Source organism: Bdellovibrio sp. ZAP7 (assembly GCF_006874645.1).
GTDB lineage: Bacteria > Bdellovibrionota > Bdellovibrionia > Bdellovibrionales > Bdellovibrionaceae > Bdellovibrio.
Genome location: NZ_CP030082.1, coordinates 3,819,399 through 3,841,548, shown reverse-complemented (window position 1 = coordinate 3,841,548; position 22,150 = coordinate 3,819,399). Strand labels below are relative to the sequence as shown.

The window sequence follows — 22,150 nt, the reverse complement described above, 5'->3', positions numbered from 1 at the left end:
TTTCTGCGCAGATAAGAGTCTTGCTTGCTAAATACCAATCAAGTTTTCTTAAGACATTCCCGAAATGAATGTGTCCATCGACCTTGGTGGATTCAGAAGGTAAGCAGTATTCGTGGTTCCTCCCTTCTTCTATTTATGAACATTTTAGTGCGAGATGGATGTGAATATGAAAATGAGTCTGAAGGCAAAGTTGTTCGCGCTTTGCATATTTATGGCGGCGATACCGGTTGTTGTGGGTGGGGTTGCGTTCTGGGGTATCCAAGGAATTGGCAGATCCTATGAAAAGGTAACAGGCGATGTTCTGGGGAATATCGAAGTTGCTGATAAAATGTACCTTCATTTTCGTTCTATTCGTATCAGCCTAAGAAGTTTGGGGCTGCCTGGTTTGTCTCATGAGCAAGGCTTACAGTACGTAAAAGAAGTGACTGACAGTATCGCGGCTTATGAAAAGGCTGATGAACTTTATAAGTCTTATGGCTTCCTGCCGGGTGAGAAAGAAAAATATGACGAAGTAAATTCCACTTGGGTGGCATTTAAAAGTTTAGGTACAGAAGCCTTGAAACTTTATCTTTCTGGAACGAACGAAGATAAGCTGAAATTGATTGGTATCTTTCTGATTGATTGCCCAAAGTACGCCGCAGCTTATGATAAGGCTATAGCCAGTCTGGTTTCATTCCATCATATGAATGGAGAGGCGTGGGTTCAGGAAGCCCGCGACACCGGCAAAGAAACGAATACCACGGTGTTAGTTACAATTCTTTTCGGGGTGATTTTAGGAATGGGCTGCGGAGCTTGGGTTGCCGTCTCTTTGTCTAAATCCATTGCTCAAGTATCTGAAGAGATCGCAAAGGGTGCGGAGCAAGTGAAGCATGCTTCGGAGCAAATCACGGATTCTTCGCATGCTTTGTCTTCTGCTTCCTCACAACAAGCTGCCTCCCTTGAGGAAACAGTGGCTACGATTGAGGAACTGACCGCCATGGTGAAAACAAATTCCGAAAATGCAAAGCAAGCGGCGCACCTTGCCACTTCTACTCGTGAAAGTGCTGTGAAAGGTGAGCAGGATATTCATTCCTTAATTACCTCTATTCAATTGATTTCATCTGATTCCAAAAAGATCGCCGAGATTACTTCGGTGATTGACGATATCGCTTTTCAAACGAACTTGTTGGCGCTCAATGCGGCAGTGGAAGCCGCTCGTGCCGGCGAGCAAGGACGAGGGTTTGCGGTGGTTGCTGATGCCGTTAGAAGTTTAGCGCAACGAAGCGCAGAGTCAGCGAAAAGTATAGCCACTCTTATTAACGAAAGCGTTGAAAGAATTGCAGAGGGCAGCGCGAAGGCGGAACAAAGCGGTGTCGTGTTTTCGGAAATCGTAACCTCAATTAAGAAAATTGCGGATTTAAGTGGAGAAATCTCTACAGCTAGTCATGAGCAAGCCAACGGCATCGTCCAAATGGGTAAAGCCATGAATGATCTGGATGAAGTCACACAGCAAAATGCCTCAGCTTCGGAAGAAGCAGCCGTCTCGGCTCAACAGCTTGCAGATCAAGCAAAGCAGCTCCGTACTAATGTTGATGATTTAGATCGAATTGTGGCAGGACGGTCCGTTGCTGCTGCTGAGGGCGCTCAAGATGAAGACTCAATTTCACTTGGTCAGCCCGTCAGATTTGCGTCGTAAGACAGATTCGAATATGTGAATTGCCGTCTGCAGCCATGATCTAGTATAAGCGAGATCATGGCTGTCAAAGTTTCCAGAATTTTTCATGCGGGCTATGTATTCGAAAGCAAGGGTGTGCAAATCGCCTTTGATCCGATTTTTGAAAATCCATTCAGCCGTAACTGTTATGCTTATCCGGCTCTTGAATTTGATTATGACAGTATTCGGGCCCTAAGCCTCGCGGCTGTCTTTATATCCCACCATCATGATGATCACTGTTCGTTGGATAGTCTTAAGCTCCTAAATCGAAATACGCCGATTTACATGTTTTGCGTGCACCCAGAAATGTTTGACTGGATCAGACAGCTGGGATTTAAGAATGTTCACGCTTTAAAGCTGGGGGGATCTGTTCAAGTAGGTCCTTTTGCGTTGAAATCCTTGCCAGCATTGGATGTGGATGTTGATTCTATATTTCAGGTCAATGTACACGGGCTAAAAATTTTGAATGTGGTGGATTCTTGGGTCGATGAAGAAACAATGAATCAGCTTATTCAGGAAAAGCCATGGGATCTTGTTATGTGGCCTTTTCAAACGATGCGAGAGCTGGAAGTAATCGAGCCCTTGAGGGTGGAACCTTCCGATAGAAGGATTCCGCAGGAATGGTTAGAGCAACTTCGTTTCCTCGCCCCTAAAAATCTGATTCCCAGTTCCTGTCAGTTTCGTATGGAAGAATGGTCTTGGTATAATCAGGCGTTCTTTCCCATTTCTTATCAATTGTTTTCTGAACAGGTTGGGCCCGTTTTACCTCAGACACATATCGTTCGTTTAAATCCAGGATCAAGTCTGAAACTTGAGGGCTCGGAAATGAAGGCCGCGGAGCCCTTGCCTTGGATTCGGGTCATTGGAAATCAGGACGTTGATTATCACTACGATCCCGCGCTGGTTCCTCCGTCAACTGCTGCAATTGCGAAGCATTTTCCTGAATTACCCAAAGAGCAGATGGCGCGAGTGATATCATATTGTCAGAACGATTTGCCAGTTAAGTACAAAGATGTGGGCCCGTCTGCTGATATCTATTTTAATAAGGCTCGCTTTTGGCAGCTTTCTGTTTTTGATTTTGACGGGACGGAAACGGTCTTCCATTTCAAACTGACTGACGATGAAATGATAAGTGTGGACACCTGTCCCCAGCCTACAGAATGGAAAACAGAAGTTATCGCGACGAAGCTCTATTCTGCTTTAACCACAGGGGAGAGTCTGACCTCGCTTTATCTGCGTGTTGAAAAGACCGTGGATGTTGATGTTGTCGAAGACCCCTTGATTCGTTGTCTATTTAATTTAGAGTTTGGAACATATCAAAAAGCTCAACTGGATAGAATCCTTATACAGGGGAACTAATGGCCGTTATTCAACTTTCACCTTTTTCTAAAAAAGTGATCGAAACTATTTTGAAAATTCCCAAGGGGAAGGTCGCGACCTACAAACAGATTGCCGAGCTTGCTGGTAAACCCCAAGGGGCTCGAGGAGTTTCTTGGATTCTCCATTCCTGTTCAACCACGTACAAATTGCCGTGGCACCGAGTTTTGAACTCGCAAGGCCGCATATCATTTGAGGTGGAAAGTCGAAATTATCGAGAGCAAAAAAAGAAGCTTGAGAAGGAAGGCGTGGAGTTTAGTGCAGACGGAAAATTAGATCTGCTGAAATTCCAATGGAGCAAACGCCCGGCAAAATCAAAGAGCCAGGCGTCTAAGCCGAAAATGTTTTCTTAGAACGGACGGCAGCTATCGAGCTCTAGCTTGATGTCTGCTTTGCTGCCGAATTTAGATTTGCATTGAAAGCGGCCGTCTTTCGTGATTTGGCTGATTTCCATAACCGCATCAGCAAACCATTGACCTCCGTGTTCACACTCCAATGTTTGGATCCAGTAGTGATCTTCAGATCTTTCTTCCGCACGGCAGTTTGGTTTTGGATTGTAGTTAGAAACATCTTGATTGCAGATGTTTCCATAACGAAGGAACGGGGTTGTAGATCCATCTTTGTTAACCCAGCTCGCCGACAATGGTTCGAAGTTAATAAGTACTTCACCTTTTTGTGAATTGCAGCGAAGGACAATGGCTGAAGACCAAGCATTCATGGAAACCAATGTGATAGCGAAAATCAGAGTGAATTTTTTCATTAGAACCTCCTCGTCGAAGGTCGCATATGACAAAATCTGTGTTCCTCCGTCAACCGTGAAACGCAGAATATCTCGACTTTTGGGAGGGAAAACGCGGTGAATCGTGCCGCAAGCCAGTCTTAGCGCCAAAAAAAGGGCGAACCCGCGTGGATTCGCCCTTCTGTTGGGAGGGGATATTAAATTACGGAAGTTTAAATAAAATCATTTCAGAGTCATCGCTGGCTTTGATGTTTGCAGTGGCTACATCGGTTGCCGCAATTGCATCACCGGTCGCAAGTTTTTCACCATTTACTTCGACGTTGCCTTTGACCACTTGAAGCCACATACGGCGATCATCACCAATTTCGAACTCAAGTTCTTCGGATTTTTTCAAGCGCGAGATATACATATCTGCATCTTGATGAATTCCGATTGTGCCATCGCGACCGTCTGTGGAAATCACATGCACCAATTTTTGTGAAGCCAGTTCTTTCTCGAATGATTTCTGACCGTAACCTGGCTGGACGCCACGTTTGTTGGGCATAATCCAGATTTGGAAGAAATGCGTTTCTTTGTCAGACTCATCATTATACTCCGAGTGAAGAACGCCTGTGCCTGCGCTCATGCGTTGCACTTCACCTGGTTTAATCACTGCCACGTTACCCATAGAATCTCTGTGTTGTAGACCGCCAGAGATTACGTAAGAGATGATTTCCATATCGCGGTGAGGATGTGTATCAAAGCCAGAGCTTGCTGCGATTCGGTCTTCGTTGATTACGCGTAGTGGACCGAAGTGCATGTGTTCTGGGTCATAGTATTCTGCAAAGGAAAACGTATGACGAGACTTCAACCATCCGTGCTCTGCCAATCCTCTATCGTTTGATCTTCTTACTGTTAACATACCTTTTTCCTTTCTAATAAGAGGCCCTGCCCCCGCAAATAAACCTACTGCTGTCGTTAATGCGCCTAAGATAAATCCGCGACGCTTCAGGGGAATCTTCAAGTTCATGAGTGCCTCCCATGAACTAAGTATCGGCGATTTCTATATTTAAAAAAATTAATAAGATTTAATAGACTATATAGTTTATAATTATATAGTTATGGGCCAGAAAAAGGGGTTTTTGTGACGATAGATCAGCTGGAAACACTTGAAATGATTGTGGAAAAAGGAAGCTTTAAGGCAGCCTCTGAGTTCCTAAATAAGACCCAGCCCAGTCTAAGTGTTGCGATTAAGAAGCTGGAGGAGGAATTTGATCTTCAGCTCTTTAATCGTGAGGAATATAGGCCCAAGCTGACCCCTGAGGGTTTGATGTTCTATAACTGGGCGAAGCAGTGCTTATTATCTTTCCGTGAACTTCAAACCGTCGGGCAAGAGCTGGGTTCAAAAAAAGTAGAACCATTTTTGACAGTTGTTTTGGATCCACTCGTGAGATTTGAAGCCATCGAGGGAGTGTTTCAGGAGACCATTCTTAGCAAACATCCCACTGAAATGACTTTTCGTTCAGAAATTATGAGTGGTGGCTTGAATTCATTGCTTTCAGGTGACGCAGATTTTTCTATCTCTACTAAATCTGGAGAAAATGAAAATATCGAAAGCGTCTTTTTTGATAAAATCGAAATGATCCCGGTCGTTGCGAAATCTTTGGCGAAGAAGTTACCGAATCTTACCTATAAGTCTTTAAAACAGTTTCCGCAGATCGTGGTGTTGCAACAAGGGGATAAGGCAAATTTACTTAAAAGAGATGGCAAGGGTTTAGTCGCTGATTCCAAAAAAAGCTATGTCACTGATCATGCTTTGAAGCACAGAATGATTATGAATGGTTTTGGCTGGGGAAGTTTGCCTTTCAGTGAAGTCGAAAAAGAATTGAGTCGTGGCACTCTGATTCAGATTAAAGATGAACACGTGAAACCTTTTTACCTGGATCTGCACATCATGCGTATGAAGCATAAACCCATGGGGCCTGTTGCCCGCGCTGTGTGGGAACAACTTCTGAGCAATTGTATAAAGCAAAATCCCCAGAAAAATAGCAACAGATAGTGACACGAATGTCATGTGAGTCTTATCTGCCGTTGGCTTATCATAGGGGTTCTTTTGGAGGACGCTATGCCTGCCCGGCAGTACAAAGATTTTTTCCAGAAATACGTTAAAGCCTATAATCGCGGTCTTAAAGGCGATCTTGATACGGAATTGATCCAAAGTTTTTTTACCGAGCATTTTCTTGCGGCGGGACCTGATTCGGTAGAAACAGGTTCAAATAATATTACTTTCTCCGCGACTTTGCGGAAAGCCTATTCATTCTATCAAAAAATCGGAACCAGGGAGATGCACGTTCGCAACCTTATGGTCACGCCAATCGATCGTTTTCATGACATGGTGAAGGTTTATTATCGCGCCGATTATACTCCCCAAGGAAAACCAATTAAGTCGATTGATTTTGACGTGACTTATTTTATTCAGATCAGTGACCAGGGCCCAAAAATATTTGGCTTCGTTGTCAGGGACGAGATGCAGGCTTATCGTGATGCAGGATTAGTTAGTTGATCTTAAGATCTAATCAAGCCACCATAAGAGCTCGGAGGAATTCTAATGGGTAAAAAAATAGCCATCGGTATCTTAGTTCTTATCTTCTTGTTTTTGGGATATGTTGCGACTCGTAGTGGCTCCTTTCATTATGAAAACAGCACCGTGATCAGTGCCCCCGCGGACAAAATATTTCCTTATCTTTCGAATTTCAAATTGGGTGGACAATGGAATCCCTATGAGTTGGTTGATCCTACCATGAAGAAAACCTATACCGGCGAAGATGGCAAAGTGGGCTCAGTCATGGAGTTCGAAGGCAATAAAGACGCCGGCTCGGGAAAGCTGGAAATGTTAGAGATCAAACCGAATGAATTCGTGCAAATGAAACTGACAATGACCGAGCCTATGCACGGTGAGCAACTGATCAATTATAAATTAATTCCAGAAGGTTCGTCGACCAAGTTCACTTGGGCTATGCACGGTGATGGTGGCTTTATGACGAAGTTAATGACGGTTTTGATCGATTGCGAAAAAATGTTTAAAACTCAAATGGACAAAGGATTTGAAAATTTGAAAAAGGTTGTAGAGGCGCCGCCAGGTACTACACCTGCTGTAGAACCGGCAGCTACTCAATCTCCACAAAACTAAAACCAGCGTTTATGTTCGATAATAAGGCAGCGATCAGAGACTACTTTGATCCCTGCCTTTTCTGCTCTGGCCTCTGCTTCTGGATTACTGATTCCCAGTTGCAGCCATAAAACTTCAACGCCACCGACCGCCAAGACTTCATCAACGACATCGGGAATACGGTCCGAGCTTCTGAAAACATCAACAAATTTTCTGTACTCTGCGGGAACCTCTTTCAGCGATGAGTAGATTTTGAACCCGTTCTCCTCATGATCCTTTGGATAAGTCCCAACCATTTCCCAGCCATGATCGCGCATGTACGCCGGTACATAGTGGCTGGCTTTGGTTTGATCGGGGCTTAGCCCATAGACGGAAAACTTTTTATACTTTTCCAGCAGTCCTTTGATTTCATTGTCTTTAACGTTCATAAAACTTCCTAGCGTCTAATTTCGGGATCTGGCGGCAATTTTTTTTCTGGCATTCCGGGTTGTGGATCGATTTCGGGAACCTTGCTGGGCTTCGGATCAATCTCGGGAATATTTTTGCGAGGATCACCTTTGTCAGGATTCTCGACCGGATTGGATGGAATTCGTGGTTTATCTGGTGTGTCGGCCATAGCACCTCCCTGGTATCAGAGTCCTACACCTTGACCACAGATTCAATAGTTCGAAACCTCTATCAGATTAAAATCAGGATCTCGGAAATAAATTGATTTTATCGGCCCCATTGCTCCTGTGCGCTCAATAGGGCCCTCGATTATTTTAACTCCAAAGCTTTCGATGTGTTTCTTCGCTTCATCAAGAGGTGTTTTTGTTATCAGGCAAAGATCGATAGCTCCCGCAGTTGGTTTGTCTGCTTTGGGTTCAAACTCTTTTCCCACCTGATGCAGATTTATTTTTTGATTTCCAAATGAAAGAGCTTTGCGGTTTCCTTTGAACGTCACGACTTCCATGTTCAGGACTTTCTGATAGAAATCGCAAGTGGCAGAAATGTCTTTTACTGTAAATACAAGGTGATCGATTCGCTCTATTTTCATGACGAAACCTCCTCAGTTAAGCTGAGTTTAAAACCAGGAGGCTTTTATGGCAAAGTATGTTGAGGATTTGTTGAACAGGAATGCACGAGACAGTCATTTCTTGACAAGGTTTGGCGGTCTTACTCAAATCATCGTCTGAGGTGATTATGAGATTTCTGTTTGCTACTTTAGTGATGCTTTCGACAAGTCCGGTCTTTGCTTCGGAAAAATTCAATCACATCACCTGTGAATATCAGCAAAATGAAGCGGAGTGGGAATTCTCTGCGGTCGACTATAATCGCGATGGTTTCGACCTTTCTGCGGGAGATTCGGCAGCAAGCGTTGCGGCTTGGACTTCCTCGCGTGCATTAAATACTGGCTATTGCATTGCTTTAGTTGGAACTCCGGATCCTGCGACAGTTGAAAGTGTCTTGTACGTTTTTGAAGGAACAGAAATCTGGGGAGTGGATCTGAAAACTTGTCAGCCGCAAGGTGCGAATATTTCCATCGTAAAGAAAAATACGCAACTGACTCCCAGAGGATCTGTCGTGGATATGTCAGTGGAAAATTGGTACGACCAAGGGGCTCCACTTTTAAGAATGAAGCATTATATTCCCTTGGTTTCTGAAAACGATCGCGTGACTGAAATCGCTACTAAAAAGTGCGAAGAGTTTCGTCCCTAGTTTTTTGCGGCTCCCGGTTTGGGATAGTATTCGTGAGGAACTTCCAAACCGCGACGGACGATCTTTTCTGTCATGATAGAATTTTTCATCAACAGCGATGAAACCACATAAGCAATTGAACAACAGCCCAGAAGTGGAACCAATCCCACTGGCTGTTTCGTTCCTTCTAAAGCAAAAATAACTGCCGTTAGTAACGCTCGAGACGAGCCCGCAAACAACGCGGCCATTCCCACCAACGCCATCGCATGGGGATCAATATTCCACTCTGGAAATAGCATCGTAAGGCCAGTACCGACGATAAAACCAAAGGAAGCGCCTAAAGTCAGAAGGGGGGCAAGAGTTCCGCCCGAAGTGCCGCTGCCCAAAGCCAGCGCCCAGGATAAGAACTTCCAAACCAGAATACTAGCTGCGGCTCCCACAGTTAAAGACCCACTTAAGCTCAGCGAGATATTTCCATAACCGACGCCCAGACTGCGCGGTTCAACCAAACCGATGATACCGACGGCAAGACCACCGAGGGCTGGCCACCACATCCAGTGGATCGGAAGTTTTTCAAAGGCATCTTCGATCCAATAAATGGATTTAGTCACGATGATGCAAAGAAGTCCCATCACAACACCGAAGCCCAAGAAGACCAAAAGCTGTGTCACTCCGGTTTCACCCAAAGGTGGCATTTGGAAAAAGGATTCAGAGCCGATGAATAGTCCACGCAAAGTTGCTGCGATGACAGTCGCCAGAGCCACCGGGACAAATGATTTTGCACGGAACTCGAAAAGCAGTAGTTCGATCGCGATCATCACGGCCGATAGCGGAGTTCCAAAAATCGCTGCCATACCGGCTGCCGCACCGGAAGCTAAAAGAATTTTTCTTTCATAGGAAGAAACCGGCAAAACTTGACCGATCCAAGAACCTAAAGCTCCACCTGTCGCGATGATCGGACCTTCGGCGCCAAATGGGCCGCCCGAACCGATCGCAATTGCTGAAGAGAGTGGTTTTAATAAGGTGATGCGACGAGGGATGCGGCTATCACGTTGTAAAATGTTTTCCATGGCTTCAGGAATGCCATGACCACGAATGGCTTTAGAACCCCAGCGTGCCATTACTCCCACTAAAAGTCCGCCAATCACAGGAATGATGATGGCAATCCAGCCCAAGGTATTTTCCGCCGGCGCACGGTTTTCAAAGGAAAAGCTTTGAAAATAGAAAAGGTTGGTACAAAGCTGAATCGCTAAAAGTAGCCCCTTAGCGACGAAAGTCATTGCGACTCCGATCAAACAACTAAGTGAGTATATAAAAACAACCTGTCTTTTTCTGCTGAGCTCATGTTCTGCCATCAATATCTCCGATCTGGGGAATCTGCTCTGAGTAGACAAAAGCTTCAATGCTTTGGACCTTGCATCGAAACGGTGTGTCATGTAATTTCTGGTCAAGGAATTATCAATATGGAAAATACTAACTGCTGTGTCTGCCAAAAACCTAAAGCCAATTTGGAATGTGGTATATGCCATGAACACGTTTGTAAAAAATGTGCTCAGTTCGTCGATGAAGGCACGTTCTCTTTCTATAAAGTGATTCCGGCTCCACTTGATAAATCCGTTTTCTGTGGTCCCTGCTTTGATCGCGAAATTGCGCCGGCCCTTGAGGACTATGAGCAGAAAATGAAAAAGGCCAAAGGCATTAGCATCTTCATGAAGGAAGATTCTAAACTCACGCAAATGTTCAGCCGTAAAGAGAACGCCATTGAGATCAAGGAGTGTGATGACCGTGAAGAGTTGGTGATGCGTATGGCATTCTTAACTGTTATTGCGGGATTCAATGCTTTGGTTGACGTGGAAATTAAATCAGAAAAAGTCAGACCTGGCGGGAAGTATCAATATACGAAGTGGAGTGGGAAAGGCATCCCCACTCTGGTCACTTCTAGTAGATTTCTTTAAGCTGCTCCAGCTTACTGAACCGTGATCCAAACCCTACTAATTCCGTAAGATCTTACCAAGCGGTTGAAGGTGTATCCATTATCAGGGTGCATGCGTATGCAACCATGTGATGCTGGAGTACCCAGTTTTGGCCAATTGCCTCGTGGAGTTCCATGAAGGGCATAACCTCCAGTGATAAACACAGCATACGGCATGTTGCCTAAGCCATTATAGTCTCCTTCGGGATATTTCGTTGAAGTGTAGCGGTCATAGATACGACCATCGGGATGTCGATCAAAATTAGGTGTGCCATAACCTTTCATGCCAGTAGAAACCGCCCATGAACCTCGTAAGCTGCCATTCACATACAAGTACATGCGCTGAGAACTTTTTACCACCTGAGCCCAGACGGAGCATGCGTTTCGGCTGCAACCACCAAAAGGTCCAAGGATGTCATCCATCAACGTATTGATGTGAGCAGGCTTACCGGTTTCTTGTTCATAGATTTTATCGTACTGATCAAGGATCTGTTCTACGTTGGGATCGAAGGGGTCGATATGTTCGAGCATGTTAGGAATGCGGTCATCGTCAATGTATGTGGAAACTTCGGCCTTCGCATAATTCCCCACGAGTAGCATAAGCGAAAGGCTGAAACATGTTACGTGATGGCTTGTTTTCATGTCACACCTCAATTTGTGAGTGGTTGAACTTGCACTCAGTGTACTCTTGGGTACAAAAAATTGAGGTGGACCTAGGCTATTACGGGACTTCTGTTACGGCTGGAACTACCAAAGTTTCATTCTGCACATTGCGCATGATCACCTCAAATTGGTGTTTCAACAAATCGCTGTCGGAAATTGTGTGGCAGAACAAGAATGTCAAATGCAGGCGTTCCTTGTCGCTAAGTTTGAATAGATCCCACAAGCGTGGAAGCGTATCCATTGAGAAGTGTCTTTTTTTGTCAAACACAAGCTTCACGAAAGTTTTCGATACGTGAAGACGGTCTGCACAGAATTGCAAAGAGAACGAGTATTTCTTAGTCTTCTCGGCAACAAATTTTTCCTTTAAAAAATCGCGATAGTCAGGATAGCTACCGATGTGAATTGGTTGAATCATACTTAACTCTTTTTGTTTGATTGGGCTTGGAAGGGCGAATGCCTCTCCGGATAGTTCTTGGAACATTGAAAATACCTCTTCGGTTAATCAAAAATAATAATTTCTCGGGAAAGAAAAACCGGGGCGTTTGATTTCCCCGGTTTGATGGATTCGCGCACCCAATTCTTCAGTGAATTAGTTACGGTCTTGATCTAGTGCGATTTCCATTCTGTTCACGCCAAGATTTACGCCGAAACCTTTAGCGAACTGGAAGGAAACTTTAAGAGCGATTGTTGGAAGGTCGATACGAGTTGCTGTGATCAAACCTACGCCACCAAGGATTGCGCCTTGAGCTTGAGCCACATAGTATGTGCCAAGGATTGATTCTGGATTAGAATCGAAAAGAGCGATTTCAGCCGCTTGACCAGTCAATTCCATTTTACCCAATGCGATTTGTGGAGAGAAAGGCTTAGCTTTCATAGTAACAGTTACAGGGTACTCTGCAGTTTGACCTGTTGGAGACATACAAGCCAATGTCCCTTTGCCATTGTATTCATAGTTGCCAAGGATAACTTTAACGCCAGAAGCAGTACCTTTGAAGTTCAAGTTACAAGCCCAAGCTGGAGCTGTGTATGCGTGTGCTTGAGAGAAGCCCAAAACCATTGCGATAACCAAGAATGCTTTTTTCATTTTAATCCTCCTAAGGATTTTTTTGTTATTCGTTCACTTTTCCGCTGCTGCGGTATGGAGCAAGAGATAGCCGAGGTGTCTTGGGCTGTCTAGACCCCGAACGGGACATTGTGTCCCGACTTTAAAGAACGGGACAAAGTGTCCCGAACTCTTGCGTTATTAGAGTTTTGTGTCTATAAGGGTTCTATGGAACTCACTGTAAAAAAGTTATTAATGCAGGAACTCGCCAAGCGCCAAATGCGCAATCCTTCTTATTCATTGCGTGCGTTTGCCCGTGATTTGGGCGTTGGCTCGACGACTCTCTCTGATGTGATGGGTGATAGAAGATCTCTTTCCAAGTCGAACCTGGAGAAAGTCATGGAGCGCTTGTTGGTTTCCCCGTTGGAAAAAGAAGTTCTGTGGGCGGAATACAGGCAGGGATCCAAGAAAATCGAAATCGATGATCGTCTGCTTATGGAGGAAGATACGTTCCGATTAATGTCGGATTGGTACTACGTTGCGATTTTAAATCTCGCAAAGCTTCCCGAGAACAAAGCAAATCCCCGATGGATTGCAAAGCGGTTAGGAATAAAAGAGTCTGAGGCGGAACATGCGCTAGAGCGTTTACTCAGACTGGAACTCTTGAAAAAAAACCGAAACCGCATGGTGCGAACAGCGAAACCAATCTTTATTAATAGAGATGTACCGTCAGCTGCAATACGTAAGCACCACACTCAAAATTTACATTTAGCAGAGTATTCACTCCATAATGATCCCGTCGAACGCCGACAGTTTTATTCGATCACAACCGCAGTGAATCCTGAAAAACTTCCTCTAGTTAACGACGTGATTTTAAAGACTCGTAAAAAGATCGAGGATCTGCTAGAAGATGGCCCGTTATCTGAGGTATATACGTTTTCGTTTCAATTGTTTCCGCTCACGAAAGTGGACGGCGGCATGGAGGATCAGAGTGAGTAGCCTAAAGAAATCAGTTTTAAAATTCCGCTCTTTGGTGATGATGGCAATCACGATGTCGACAGTTGCAGCGAATGCACTTGTGGGCGGTGACTTTATCGGTAATGGCGGCGGTATCGCTGAAAAGAACGTTCTTTATGCTTATGAACGTTTAGAACAATACATCGAAGTCTGCCTGACTTCTGATGCTTGTAAGCTTGATTCACGTCAGCGTCAGATCATCGCTCAGATTGCGAAAGGTCTTCCACAAGAAGTCAGAAGCCGTATGCTTTACTTTGGTTCTGAGCAAAAGACTCCAGGTTTCTTTGTAATTGATGGCTTGGTTCGAGTTGCAAAAACTGGAAGCTCTCCAGGAACACCGATCTATATCAATTCCGATCTTCTTTATAGCAAAGCCCCGACAGGTGAATACACAGCGGTTTCAATTCCAGAAGCTGTTGCCATCCTGGTTCATGAGTTCGGTCATCACTATGGTGGATACCCTCACGAAGAATTAGATCTTCTGGGGGTGCGTATTTCGATGTTGGTTCAATCTAAACTTTCGATAACACCACTTTTGCCTTGGAGTAACGATTTCTCGGCAATGGTATTTACGAAAGACGTTTATACAGCGACACCAGACGTAATTTTGAACGTGGGCGAAGATTTGATCGATATCTCTAAAGCGATTGAAAACGAAGCTATGTGTTATCGCTTCTCGATCCCAGTTCCTATCTTACCAATTCCAGATTTGGACCTGGTTAGCAAAAAGCCGGCAGGATCTGTGCTTTACAATCTTCACTGGGATAAATTTGATGAGAGCAACACGAAAATGAAAGTGAAGCTTATCGGAAATATCTCGAACTCTTGCTTATTCAAAACAAACATCCTGCTTCGTAGCAACGAATACAAGATGTCTATCAGCTTTACAGCGACTAAGTTGAACAACAAATGGAAGTACGATGCGAACTCGTTGGTAGTCGAGCAGTACCGTGATCCTTGGTACAAAGTGATTCGTTTGCCGTTCCAGCCCATGTCCTGGGGGGAGATGGGCTTTGAACCCCTAGTCAAATTGGATAAATAGTTATACTGAGATTTAAAAAGAAAAGGCCGGGAAACCCCGGCCTTTTTTATTTTCAGATGTGATAGCAGTTTTAGTGCTTTTTGGTCGCCTGAACGTAACCTTCGTAATCAATGTGATTGTCGTAAGTAACAGTCTCGTTGATTTCGATGATTCTGTTTGCAACCGTTTGCAAAAGTTCGTGGTCATGGCAGGTGAAGATCACAGTGCCTTTAAAACGCTGCAGGCCTTCATTTACAGCCGTGATGCTTTCTAGGTCCAAGTGATTCGTCGGACCATCAAGGATCAGGATATTAGAGCCTTCCAGCATCAGTTTCGAGAACATGCAGCGAACTTTCTCGCCCCCGGACAGAACTGTTGGTTGTTTCAAGGCATCAGATCCGGAGAACAGCATTTTACCCAAGAATCCACGAAGGAAGCTTTCGTCTTTGTCTTCAGAGAACTCACGAAGCCATTCAACCAGGGAAGCCTCGTTGCCTTGGAAGTACTTGGAGTTGTCTGTCGGGAAGTAACCACGAGTCGTCGTGATACCCCACGTGTAAGAGCCAGAATCCGCCTGCATTTGACCTGCGATGATTTCCATAAGTAAAGTCTTAGCCAAGTCATTACGACCCATCAAAGCGACTTTATCGCCTTTTTTAAGGGTGAAGCTAACGTTCTTAAGAACTGTTTCGCCTTCCCAAGTCTTAGTAATGTTATCTACCACTAAAACGTCGTTACCCAATTCGCGTTTTACATCGAAACCGATGAATGGGGATTTACGGGAAGAAGCTGGCAAGTCGTTGAACTCAAGCTTTTCCAATTGTTTTTGACGGGAAGAAGCTTGCGCTGATTTAGAAGCATTCGCGCTGAAACGCGCGATAAAGGCTTTAAGCTCATCAGCTTTATCAGCACTTTTCTTGTTCTGATCAGAAAGCATGCGCTGTTTTAGTTCGCTGGCTTGGCGCCAGAAATCGTAGTTTCCAGTGAATGTCGTGACTTTGCCATAGTCGATATCCGCAATATGCGAGCACACTTTGTTCAAGAAGTGACGGTCATGCGAGATCACGATGACAGTGTTGTCAAAGTTTAACAGGAAATCCTCAAGCCAGTTGATCGCATAGATATCCAAGTGATTCGTCGGCTCATCCAGAAGTAAAATATCGGGGCGGCCGAATAGAGCCTGCGCCAAAAGGACTTTTACTTTCTCGCCTGGGTTTAGTTCCTTCATAAGTTTGTTATGAAGTTCGTCACCAATACCCAAACCAGCTAACATCACGCCGGCTTCGGATTCAGCTTCCCAGCCATTAAGCTCAGCAAAGGTCGTTTCTAATTCAGAAGCGCGGTGGCCGTCATCTTCAGAAAAATCAGGCTTTGCGTATAGCGCGTCTTTTTCAGTCATGACTTTGTAAAGCTTCTCGTTACCCATAAGCACGGTCTTAAGGACTTCGTACTCATCATAGGCATAATGATCCTGTTTTAGGATCGAAAGGCGTAGGTTGCCTGGGATAATGACTTCGCCTGTGTTGGGCTCGATTTCTTTGGAAAGAATCTTTAAGAATGTGGATTTGCCGGCGCCATTGGCCCCGATCAGGCCATAACAGTTGCCTGGAGTGAATTTCACATTTACGTCTTCAAAAAGCTTTTTGCCACCGAAACGGAGGCTGATATTGGATGTGCTGATCATAGGGAACGGTTCTACGCAATAACCCCTCTAATAGCAAGACGGCAGTCGAAACTGCCGCCTGTTATGCCTGTTTTTTCATAGAGGGAACTATTTGCGGAAGGCGAATTTCCCTTTATTGCGGTAGTACTGAGCCCATTGCTGCCAAATTTGCGATTTGGAAGGCTGAGTAACCACAGGAGAAGGCGAAGGTTTAGGTTGAGTTACAACCGGAGACGGCGCTGGAGTCGGCTGGATAACGACCGGTGATGGAGCCGGTGTTGGTTGCGTCACAACAGGTGATGGAGCTGGCGTTGGTTGAGTAACCACTGGCGATGGCGCCGGTGAAGGTTGAGTCACTACTGGTGGTTGAGTTACAACCGGTGTTGAAGCACCTGCTGAAGTCTTCAAACCATAAAAATACTCTGCCAAATCCACTTCACCTTGAGTGTAGTAGTTTTTATCCAAAATGCGGGCATCCGCACCGATATGGGATGGCAAAGATAAAGTCGCACCTGAGAAGCTGGAGTCATCTGCCAATTTCAAAAGTTGAGAAGACCATTTTTCATCATTCGGGTCATAAATTGAAACTGAAGAAGCAGATGCACCTTGCACAGCCACGGAGTGACCGTACTGACGAGTGAAACTGCAAGTCTGACGACCGCTGGCCATCGCAGAACATTTAGGAATATAAGAAGCAAAAAGAATTGAACCTAAACTTCCACCCTGCATTTCTGCAAAAAGATTTGCTGGTGTCAGAGATTTTTGGGAGTTTTGGAAACTAAAACCGCTGGCGCCACTTGAGAAACCTTGAGCGATTTTAGTAAAAGTCTTATTGGCATCATTAACATAGGTACCGTTGGCAGATGTGGTTTTCATATCGATACCCAACATCACCACCGCACCATAAACACCCTGTTGGTAAAGACTTTCAGTGAAGCTTCCCGCCACGATATCTTTTTTAGAATTAAAGATCGATTCCATCACCATGGTAGATGACGTTGGCAAACAAGCCATTGATCCGAACTTAGCTTTTACTGATGATTCCATTTGATCTAGGAGTGGCATGTCTTCAGCTTTACATTCAGATGAAGAACAAGTGATCCCTGCGTTGGCAATATTGTATGTGAGAACGGTCGCTGCAAATAAAGCAGTTGCTGTAAATTTCATTGGCCCCCCAATGCCAGATACTCAAAGCAAATAAAGGACCATGGGGGCATTTTCGTTTTAAACGAATTAAATGAAGGTCAGCTGTCCAAACCTTGGCAGGTGACTAAAGCATGGACTTTGTTTCCAGTTGCAATTTCTTAGGGCACACGGGGATAATCTAATAATGAAGCAAACTTTCGTGGTGTTAGCCGCTGTAGCCCTTATCGCCGTTCTATTTTTCAGTCGTCAGAAAGAGCAAAACGTCGATCATTCAGCCGATCCACAGCCTCCACCGCAGGCCGTGGTTGATGGAACGACTCAGAAAGCTCCAAACCGTAATGTTGCTTCGGCATCGGCTCCTTTAGCGACGGTGCCTAAGGTCACTGCTGTGCCCGTGGAAACGAAAGAACGCGCTCTTTTGGTTGATCTTATTAAGACAACTCGAGCAGCGGAAAATAAATCGGATTTGCGCGTGCGAGTCAGAGAGCTGCGTGCGAAATTCAATGCTCTTCCAAATAAGAAACAAGTGCTGTGGGATTACTATAGAGATTTGCAAAGTGCCAACTCTGCTCACTTTGAGAGAGTGGAAGCCTTGGATATGTTAAATGGCCGTGGCGGAGATAAGCAATTGGCTGAGGTAGCATTGGCAGAATCGTTGGATTATGCACCCGCAGCGACAGTGACTATGGACAACGCTCGTACCGAGCAAGAGCGAAACATCGCTTCGACAACGGATCAAAGTTACATTCCGGTTATCGTCGCTTATGAAATTTATCTGAACAACTGTGGCAGCTATGCGGGCTGTCAGCAGGGTCTACTAACTGTGATCGCCAATAACCCCAATCACAATATGAGAGCGTCGCTTATCGAGATGGTGAACAAACGCTTCCCTCAATCCAAACAAGAGTTCGCTGCGGATCTCGCAAGATATCAACTAAACTAAAAAGTCCCAGATTGACACATACCGAATGAATCAACCTGAGAAAATGTAGGTAACTTTTAGACAGAATGTTGAGAGTTAGACAGTTAGGGTTGATAATAGAAGTATCTGGCACGTCTGTGGGTCCTAGGAATGGGACTGAAAATTATGGAAGGTTTTTGTATGAGCCGCAGCCAGGATAAAAACAGCTTTTTGATTGTTAGTGGTGATCCCACGCGAATCACCGCGATTTCCGACATTCTCAATAAACATTTCACAAATTGTTCCGTGTTTCACGGCAGTGATTGGTTTGATACCAAATACAAAATTGACAATGTCAGACCTAAAATCATGTTCGTCGACGAGTATCTTCCTAAAGGTTCAGGCTACGATATTATAGCCAAAGTACTTAAAGAAAAGAATAATAACGGCATCTTCCTAGTGATGATGTCTTACGTTCCCGATCACGATATGTTTCCACATGAAGTGCAATCCGGACGATTATCATTCCTGTCAGAGCCAAATAGAGAATGGGCTTTGTTGGAAGTTGTCTCTAAAATCGTTGCTCCCAAGCCAGTAAAGGATGGTTCCCAGTACAAGCTTCGCAGTTTGACTGTGGGGGAGACTTTGTTCAAGGAAGGCGACGACACGGAAGTTGTCTATATCGTTAAACATGGGACTTTGAATGCGTTTTCGGAAGCAACGACTGGCGACCGAGTTCGCTTGGGAGAAATCGGGCCCGGTGAATTCGTGGGAGAGATGGGACATTTCAATCACGAACCTCGTTCTGCAACTGTCGAAGCGGTCACCGAAGTGGAGTTGATTGAAATCCCTATGTCAGCACTCGAGAGTGTGATTTTCTCCAAACCCGCCTGGGCTAAGGCCCTTGTGAAAACACTCGCGCTTCGCTTAAAAAGAGCCAATAAAGCTTTGACGGGATAACCACGAAACAGTGTGCAATGTCATATTGACGGAAACCTCCACGGATTCTGATTCTTAAGAACAGATTCAAGATGGAGGTTTTTTATTATGGCGTCCAATATGTTCAATTGGGTCGAGCTGGCTGCGAATGATATTTCACGCGCAATGACTTTCTATGAAAAGTCATTTGATCTAAAATTCAAATTGGAAGAAATGGGACCGTTGAAGCTTGCGTTTTTCCCTTCGGGAAATATGAAAGAATACGGAGCCTCGGGTGCTCTGGTTAAGGGACCGGGATATAAGCCCTCTCACGATGGAACGCTTCCCTATATTCCTGTACAAGATATTGAAGCTGCTTTAAGAAAAGTAAGCGATAATGGCGGCAAGATTCTTTCAGGTAAAAAATCAATCGGTCAGTACGGTAATATCGGAATTTTTGAAGACACCGAAGGGAATCGTGTGGGTCTTCATTCAATGTAGGAGTCAGCAGCATGAATAAACGTCAGCTTGGAAAAACCGGAATTGAAGTGGCTCCGTTGTGCTTTGGAGGAAATGTTTTTGGTTGGACGATCGATCAAGAGATGTCTTTTCAATTGTTGGACGGTTTTGTTGAAGCGGGTTTCAATTTCGTCGATACCGCTGACGTTTACTCTCGCTGGGTTCCGGGGAATAAAGGTGGCGAATCAGAAACCATCATTGGTAACTGGATGAAAGAGCGCAGGATTCGTGATAAAGTGATCATTGCCACGAAAGTGGGAATGGAGCTTGCCCCTGATAAAAAGGGCTTGAAGGCGGCCTATATCAAACAAGCCGTGGAAGATTCTTTAAAGCGTTTGCAGACGGATTATATTGATCTATATCAATCCCACACGGATGATATGGAAACTCCCATCGAAGAAACTCTGGCAGCATTCGATGCCTTGGTAAAAGAGGGAAAAGTTCGTGCCATTGGTGCTTCGAACTTTAGCGCAAAACGGTTAAAAGAAAGTCTGCACATTTCGGAACAACAAGATTTTGCGTCGTACGTGACCTTGCAACCCAAATACAATCTGCATGATCGGGAATCTTTTGAAAAAGAACTTGAGCCACTTTGCCTTAATAAAGAGGTGAGTGTTATTCCCTATTACTCATTGGCGAGCGGATTTTTAACGGGCAAGTACCGCTCTAAAGACGATATAAAACAAAGTGCACGGGGAGAAAAGGCCATCAGCTATCTGGACGAGCGTGGGGTTAAAATCCTTGGCGCCTTGGATGATATTTCCTTGGATCACCAAGTGAAACCCGCGACAATAGCGCTTGCCTGGTTGATGCAAAGGCCGAGTATTACCGCTCCAATCGCGAGCGCGACTTCACTTGAGCAATTGAAGGATTTAACTGAGGCCGCGCAGATAAAATTGGCGACGGTGGAAGTCGAAAAGCTGGATTTTGAGAGTCGCTATTAATCCTGTCCGAGATTCCATCGGGGATCTGCGTCTGCAAGGGAAATAATCCATTTTAACGCAGGAATCTTGGTTGCAAAGAAGGGCTGTTTTCAAGGAAAGTAGCCCTATGCTTCAGGACCCTGTTTCCCAAGTACAAACTATCGATCAAAACCATTTGGAACAAACGCTGCAAACGTCGTTTGGTCTGTCGCAGTTTCGTATCGGGCAAAAGGAAATCATCACCGGCATTCTTTCGGGTAAAGATGTGCTCGCGGTTTTGCCGACGGGGGGGGGTAAGTCCCTGTGCTTTCAATTTCCGGCGGTTTACGCAAACAAGCTGGTTATTGTTATTTCTCCGTTGATCGCTCTGATGAAAGATCAAGTGATGTCCTTGCAAAGAAAAGGTATTCCATCGGGTTGTCTTTATTCAGGCCAGACGGATGCAGAAAAACGTCAGATTTTTCAGGACATTGAAAAAGGCGGAACATATTTGCTATACCTTTCTCCTGAACGTGTTCAGAAGGAAGGCTTTCAGCGTTGGATTCAGAATCGCGCCATCGCTTTGTTTGCGATTGATGAAGCTCACTGTGTATCACAGTGGGGTCACGATTTCCGCGAAGAGTACAGTCAGTTAGAAATACTAAAAAGATTGCGCCCCGATATTCCGGTGTTAGCATTGACCGCGTCGGCGACACCAACGGTTCTTGCGGATATATCGATTAATTTAAAACTAAAAAGCCCTGAGCGTCGTGTTCACGGGTTCTATCGTTCCAATCTTTACTACCAAGTTGAATTCTGTGCGGATGAGGAGGCAAAGGCTGCTTTGTTGATGCAATCAATTCAGCAAACCCCCGAAGGTCGCATTATAATTTACTGCGGAACTCGTAAGGTGACGGAAGAGCTTGCAGGACAGTTGCAACGTCGTTTGGATAAAGTTGGTTATTATCATGCAGGTCTTTCCACCGCAGAACGTACCGAGACGCAAGAATCCTATGAGCGTGGCGATTTAAGAATCCTGGTTGCCACCAATGCCTTCGGTATGGGAATTGATCAGCCTGATGTCCGCTTGGTGGTACATTATCAAATGCCTGCCACGATTGATTCTTTATATCAAGAAATGGGGCGGGCGGGTCGTGATGGTTTAGATTCGACTTGTTTGATGCTTTATTCGAAAAAAGATAAAGGTCTACAAACATATTTCATCACCAGTTCCGAAGCTCCCAAGGAAATCAAGAATGCCCGCTGGAGAAATCTGGATGCGTTGGTGAATTACGCCGAAGGTGGCGAGTGCCGCCATGCGGAGATTCTTACTTACTACAAAGATGCCCAACGTATCGAACGTTGCGGGCACTGTGATACTTGCTTGCCGCAATCAGAGCGCAAGGTCGTAAGACCAGTGGCAGCTCTGAAAGCCCCTGCAAAAACAAAAACTCGTTCAAAAGTGTCAAAGACCACGGTCGACATGGATGGGCTGGTATTTGATGATGCACAAGAGGCGCGCTTCCAACTTCTAAAAAAATGGCGCAAAGAAAAGGCGAAGGAGCTCGATGTTCCTGCTTTTGTCGTCTTTGGCGATTTGACACTGAAGCATTTAGCAGTCCAAAATCCACAAAGTCTGGATGAACTTAAAAATGTCCATGGCATCGGCGAAGCAAAGCTGGCAAAATTTGGTTGGGACATTATGGCGGAGCTCGGTCAGTAATATTTCCGTCAAAATCTTCCGGAGGCATT

The 22,150-nt window shown here is 44.9% G+C and carries 26 protein-coding genes; 15 read left to right on the top strand and 11 right to left on the bottom strand.

From position 1 onward, the window contains the following. The first annotated feature begins 166 nt into the window (after positions 1–166). The 3 genes from DOM22_RS18425 to DOM22_RS18415 are packed head-to-tail and all read left to right on the top strand — an operon-like array spanning position 167 to position 3,423. Positions 167–1,675, top strand: a complete 1,509-nt coding sequence (locus tag DOM22_RS18425) for a methyl-accepting chemotaxis protein (RefSeq protein WP_168196695.1) — start codon at positions 167–169, stop codon at positions 1,673–1,675. Positions 1,676–1,732: 57 nt separating this feature from the next. Further along, positions 1,733–3,052, top strand: a complete 1,320-nt coding sequence (locus DOM22_RS18420; RefSeq protein WP_142701776.1) for an MBL fold metallo-hydrolase — start codon at positions 1,733–1,735, stop codon at positions 3,050–3,052. Then, positions 3,052–3,423, top strand: a complete 372-nt coding sequence (locus DOM22_RS18415) for an MGMT family protein (RefSeq protein ID WP_142701775.1) — start codon at positions 3,052–3,054, stop codon at positions 3,421–3,423. Before DOM22_RS18420 ends, DOM22_RS18415 begins: the two co-directional genes overlap by 1 nt. On the opposite strand, the gene DOM22_RS18410 is transcribed toward DOM22_RS18415, so the two are convergent. Together DOM22_RS18410 and DOM22_RS18405 are read right to left on the bottom strand one after the other, a co-directional pair. Next, a complete protein-coding gene (locus DOM22_RS18410) occupies positions 3,420–3,830 on the bottom strand; it encodes a hypothetical protein (protein ID WP_142701774.1) in 411 nt (136 codons plus the stop codon). The genes DOM22_RS18415 and DOM22_RS18410 overlap by 4 nt on opposite strands. A 181-nt stretch (positions 3,831–4,011) precedes the next feature. Next, entirely contained in the window at positions 4,012–4,818 is an 807-nt protein-coding gene (locus DOM22_RS18405; protein ID WP_246845754.1) for a pirin family protein, read from the bottom strand. 114 nt (positions 4,819–4,932) lie between these two features. Here DOM22_RS18405 and DOM22_RS18400 point away from each other — a divergent pair, with 114 nt between their 5' ends. Genes DOM22_RS18400 through DOM22_RS18390 form a run of 3 tightly spaced genes read left to right on the top strand, consistent with a single transcriptional unit; the run spans position 4,933 to position 6,978 of the window. Continuing rightward, positions 4,933–5,847 carry a LysR family transcriptional regulator gene (locus DOM22_RS18400; protein WP_142701773.1) on the top strand — a complete coding sequence of 305 codons (915 nt, stop codon included), beginning with the start codon at positions 4,933–4,935 and terminating at the stop codon, positions 5,845–5,847. A gap of 54 nt (positions 5,848–5,901) precedes the next feature. Then, complete coding sequence (locus tag DOM22_RS18395) at positions 5,902–6,351, top strand: nuclear transport factor 2 family protein (RefSeq protein ID WP_142701772.1); 450 nt, start codon at positions 5,902–5,904, stop codon at positions 6,349–6,351. A gap of 45 nt (positions 6,352–6,396) precedes the next feature. Next, positions 6,397–6,978, top strand: coding sequence for an SRPBCC family protein (locus DOM22_RS18390; protein ID WP_142701771.1), 582 nt, complete (start codon positions 6,397–6,399; stop codon positions 6,976–6,978). On the opposite strand, the gene DOM22_RS18385 is transcribed toward DOM22_RS18390, so the two are convergent. The 3 genes from DOM22_RS18385 to DOM22_RS18375 are packed head-to-tail and all read right to left on the bottom strand — an operon-like array spanning position 6,975 to position 7,993. Continuing rightward, a complete protein-coding gene (locus tag DOM22_RS18385; protein ID WP_142701770.1) occupies positions 6,975–7,385 on the bottom strand; it encodes a CoA-binding protein in 411 nt (136 codons plus the stop codon). The genes DOM22_RS18390 and DOM22_RS18385 overlap by 4 nt on opposite strands. Before the next feature lie 8 nt (positions 7,386–7,393). Next, the gene (locus DOM22_RS18380; protein ID WP_142701769.1) at positions 7,394–7,573 is read right to left on the bottom strand and encodes a hypothetical protein; all 180 of its coding nucleotides are present in this window, start codon (positions 7,571–7,573) and stop codon (positions 7,394–7,396) included. Between the two features lie 42 nt (positions 7,574–7,615). Beyond that, the gene (locus DOM22_RS18375; RefSeq protein ID WP_142701768.1) at positions 7,616–7,993 is read right to left on the bottom strand and encodes a VOC family protein; all 378 of its coding nucleotides are present in this window, start codon (positions 7,991–7,993) and stop codon (positions 7,616–7,618) included. A gap of 146 nt (positions 7,994–8,139) precedes the next feature. On the opposite strand from DOM22_RS18375, the gene DOM22_RS18370 reads away from it, so the two are divergent. Further along, entirely contained in the window at positions 8,140–8,655 is a 516-nt protein-coding gene (locus DOM22_RS18370; protein WP_142701767.1) for a hypothetical protein, read from the top strand. On the opposite strand, the gene DOM22_RS18365 is transcribed toward DOM22_RS18370, so the two are convergent. Beyond that, positions 8,652–9,914: a chloride channel protein gene (locus tag DOM22_RS18365; RefSeq protein ID WP_246845753.1), complete on the bottom strand. Its 1,263-nt coding sequence runs from the start codon at positions 9,912–9,914 to the stop codon at positions 8,652–8,654. The genes DOM22_RS18370 and DOM22_RS18365 overlap by 4 nt on opposite strands. Before the next feature lie 183 nt (positions 9,915–10,097). Between DOM22_RS18365 and DOM22_RS18360 the strand changes: the two genes are divergently transcribed. Next, positions 10,098–10,589, top strand: coding sequence for a hypothetical protein (locus tag DOM22_RS18360; RefSeq protein ID WP_142701765.1), 492 nt, complete (start codon positions 10,098–10,100; stop codon positions 10,587–10,589). An 11-nt stretch (positions 10,590–10,600) separates the two neighbouring features. Here the strand turns inward: DOM22_RS18360 and DOM22_RS18355 are convergent, their stop codons facing one another. The 3 genes from DOM22_RS18355 to DOM22_RS18345 all read right to left on the bottom strand — a co-directional run bounded on the left by DOM22_RS18355 (position 10,601) and on the right by DOM22_RS18345 (position 12,353). Continuing rightward, on the bottom strand, positions 10,601–11,248 hold the full coding sequence (locus DOM22_RS18355) for a L,D-transpeptidase (RefSeq protein ID WP_142701764.1): 648 nt from the start codon (positions 11,246–11,248) through the stop codon (positions 10,601–10,603). 79 nt (positions 11,249–11,327) lie between these two features. After that, positions 11,328–11,684 carry a hypothetical protein gene (locus tag DOM22_RS18350; protein ID WP_142701763.1) on the bottom strand — a complete coding sequence of 119 codons (357 nt, stop codon included), beginning with the start codon at positions 11,682–11,684 and terminating at the stop codon, positions 11,328–11,330. Between the two features lie 174 nt (positions 11,685–11,858). After that, complete coding sequence (locus DOM22_RS18345) at positions 11,859–12,353, bottom strand: hypothetical protein (protein ID WP_142701762.1); 495 nt, start codon at positions 12,351–12,353, stop codon at positions 11,859–11,861. Positions 12,354–12,539: 186 nt separating this feature from the next. Here DOM22_RS18345 and DOM22_RS18340 point away from each other — a divergent pair, with 186 nt between their 5' ends. Both DOM22_RS18340 and DOM22_RS18335 read left to right on the top strand, forming a co-directional pair. Next, positions 12,540–13,310 carry a DUF4423 domain-containing protein gene (locus DOM22_RS18340; RefSeq protein ID WP_142701761.1) on the top strand — a complete coding sequence of 257 codons (771 nt, stop codon included), beginning with the start codon at positions 12,540–12,542 and terminating at the stop codon, positions 13,308–13,310. Continuing rightward, positions 13,303–14,370, top strand: coding sequence for a hypothetical protein (locus DOM22_RS18335; RefSeq protein WP_142701760.1), 1,068 nt, complete (start codon positions 13,303–13,305; stop codon positions 14,368–14,370). Before DOM22_RS18340 ends, DOM22_RS18335 begins: the two co-directional genes overlap by 8 nt. Before the next feature lie 70 nt (positions 14,371–14,440). On the opposite strand, the gene DOM22_RS18330 is transcribed toward DOM22_RS18335, so the two are convergent. Both DOM22_RS18330 and DOM22_RS20210 read right to left on the bottom strand, forming a co-directional pair. Continuing rightward, a complete protein-coding gene (locus DOM22_RS18330; protein WP_142701759.1) occupies positions 14,441–16,033 on the bottom strand; it encodes an ABC-F family ATP-binding cassette domain-containing protein in 1,593 nt (530 codons plus the stop codon). An 87-nt stretch (positions 16,034–16,120) separates the two neighbouring features. Then, on the bottom strand, positions 16,121–17,179 hold the full coding sequence (locus DOM22_RS20210; RefSeq protein WP_142701758.1) for a hypothetical protein: 1,059 nt from the start codon (positions 17,177–17,179) through the stop codon (positions 16,121–16,123). 163 nt (positions 17,180–17,342) lie between these two features. On the opposite strand from DOM22_RS20210, the gene DOM22_RS18320 reads away from it, so the two are divergent. The 5 genes from DOM22_RS18320 to DOM22_RS18300 all read left to right on the top strand — a co-directional run bounded on the left by DOM22_RS18320 (position 17,343) and on the right by DOM22_RS18300 (position 22,121). Then, the gene (locus DOM22_RS18320) at positions 17,343–18,101 is read left to right on the top strand and encodes a hypothetical protein (RefSeq protein WP_142701757.1); all 759 of its coding nucleotides are present in this window, start codon (positions 17,343–17,345) and stop codon (positions 18,099–18,101) included. 129 nt (positions 18,102–18,230) lie between these two features. Further along, a complete protein-coding gene (locus DOM22_RS18315) occupies positions 18,231–19,019 on the top strand; it encodes a cyclic nucleotide-binding domain-containing protein (protein WP_246845752.1) in 789 nt (262 codons plus the stop codon). A gap of 87 nt (positions 19,020–19,106) precedes the next feature. Further along, positions 19,107–19,478, top strand: a complete 372-nt coding sequence (locus DOM22_RS18310; protein WP_246845751.1) for a VOC family protein — start codon at positions 19,107–19,109, stop codon at positions 19,476–19,478. 11 nt (positions 19,479–19,489) lie between these two features. Beyond that, entirely contained in the window at positions 19,490–20,440 is a 951-nt protein-coding gene (locus DOM22_RS18305) for an aldo/keto reductase (protein WP_142701755.1), read from the top strand. A gap of 106 nt (positions 20,441–20,546) precedes the next feature. Then, complete coding sequence (locus DOM22_RS18300) at positions 20,547–22,121, top strand: ATP-dependent DNA helicase RecQ (RefSeq protein WP_142701754.1); 1,575 nt, start codon at positions 20,547–20,549, stop codon at positions 22,119–22,121. Positions 22,122–22,150: the final 29 nt, after the last annotated feature.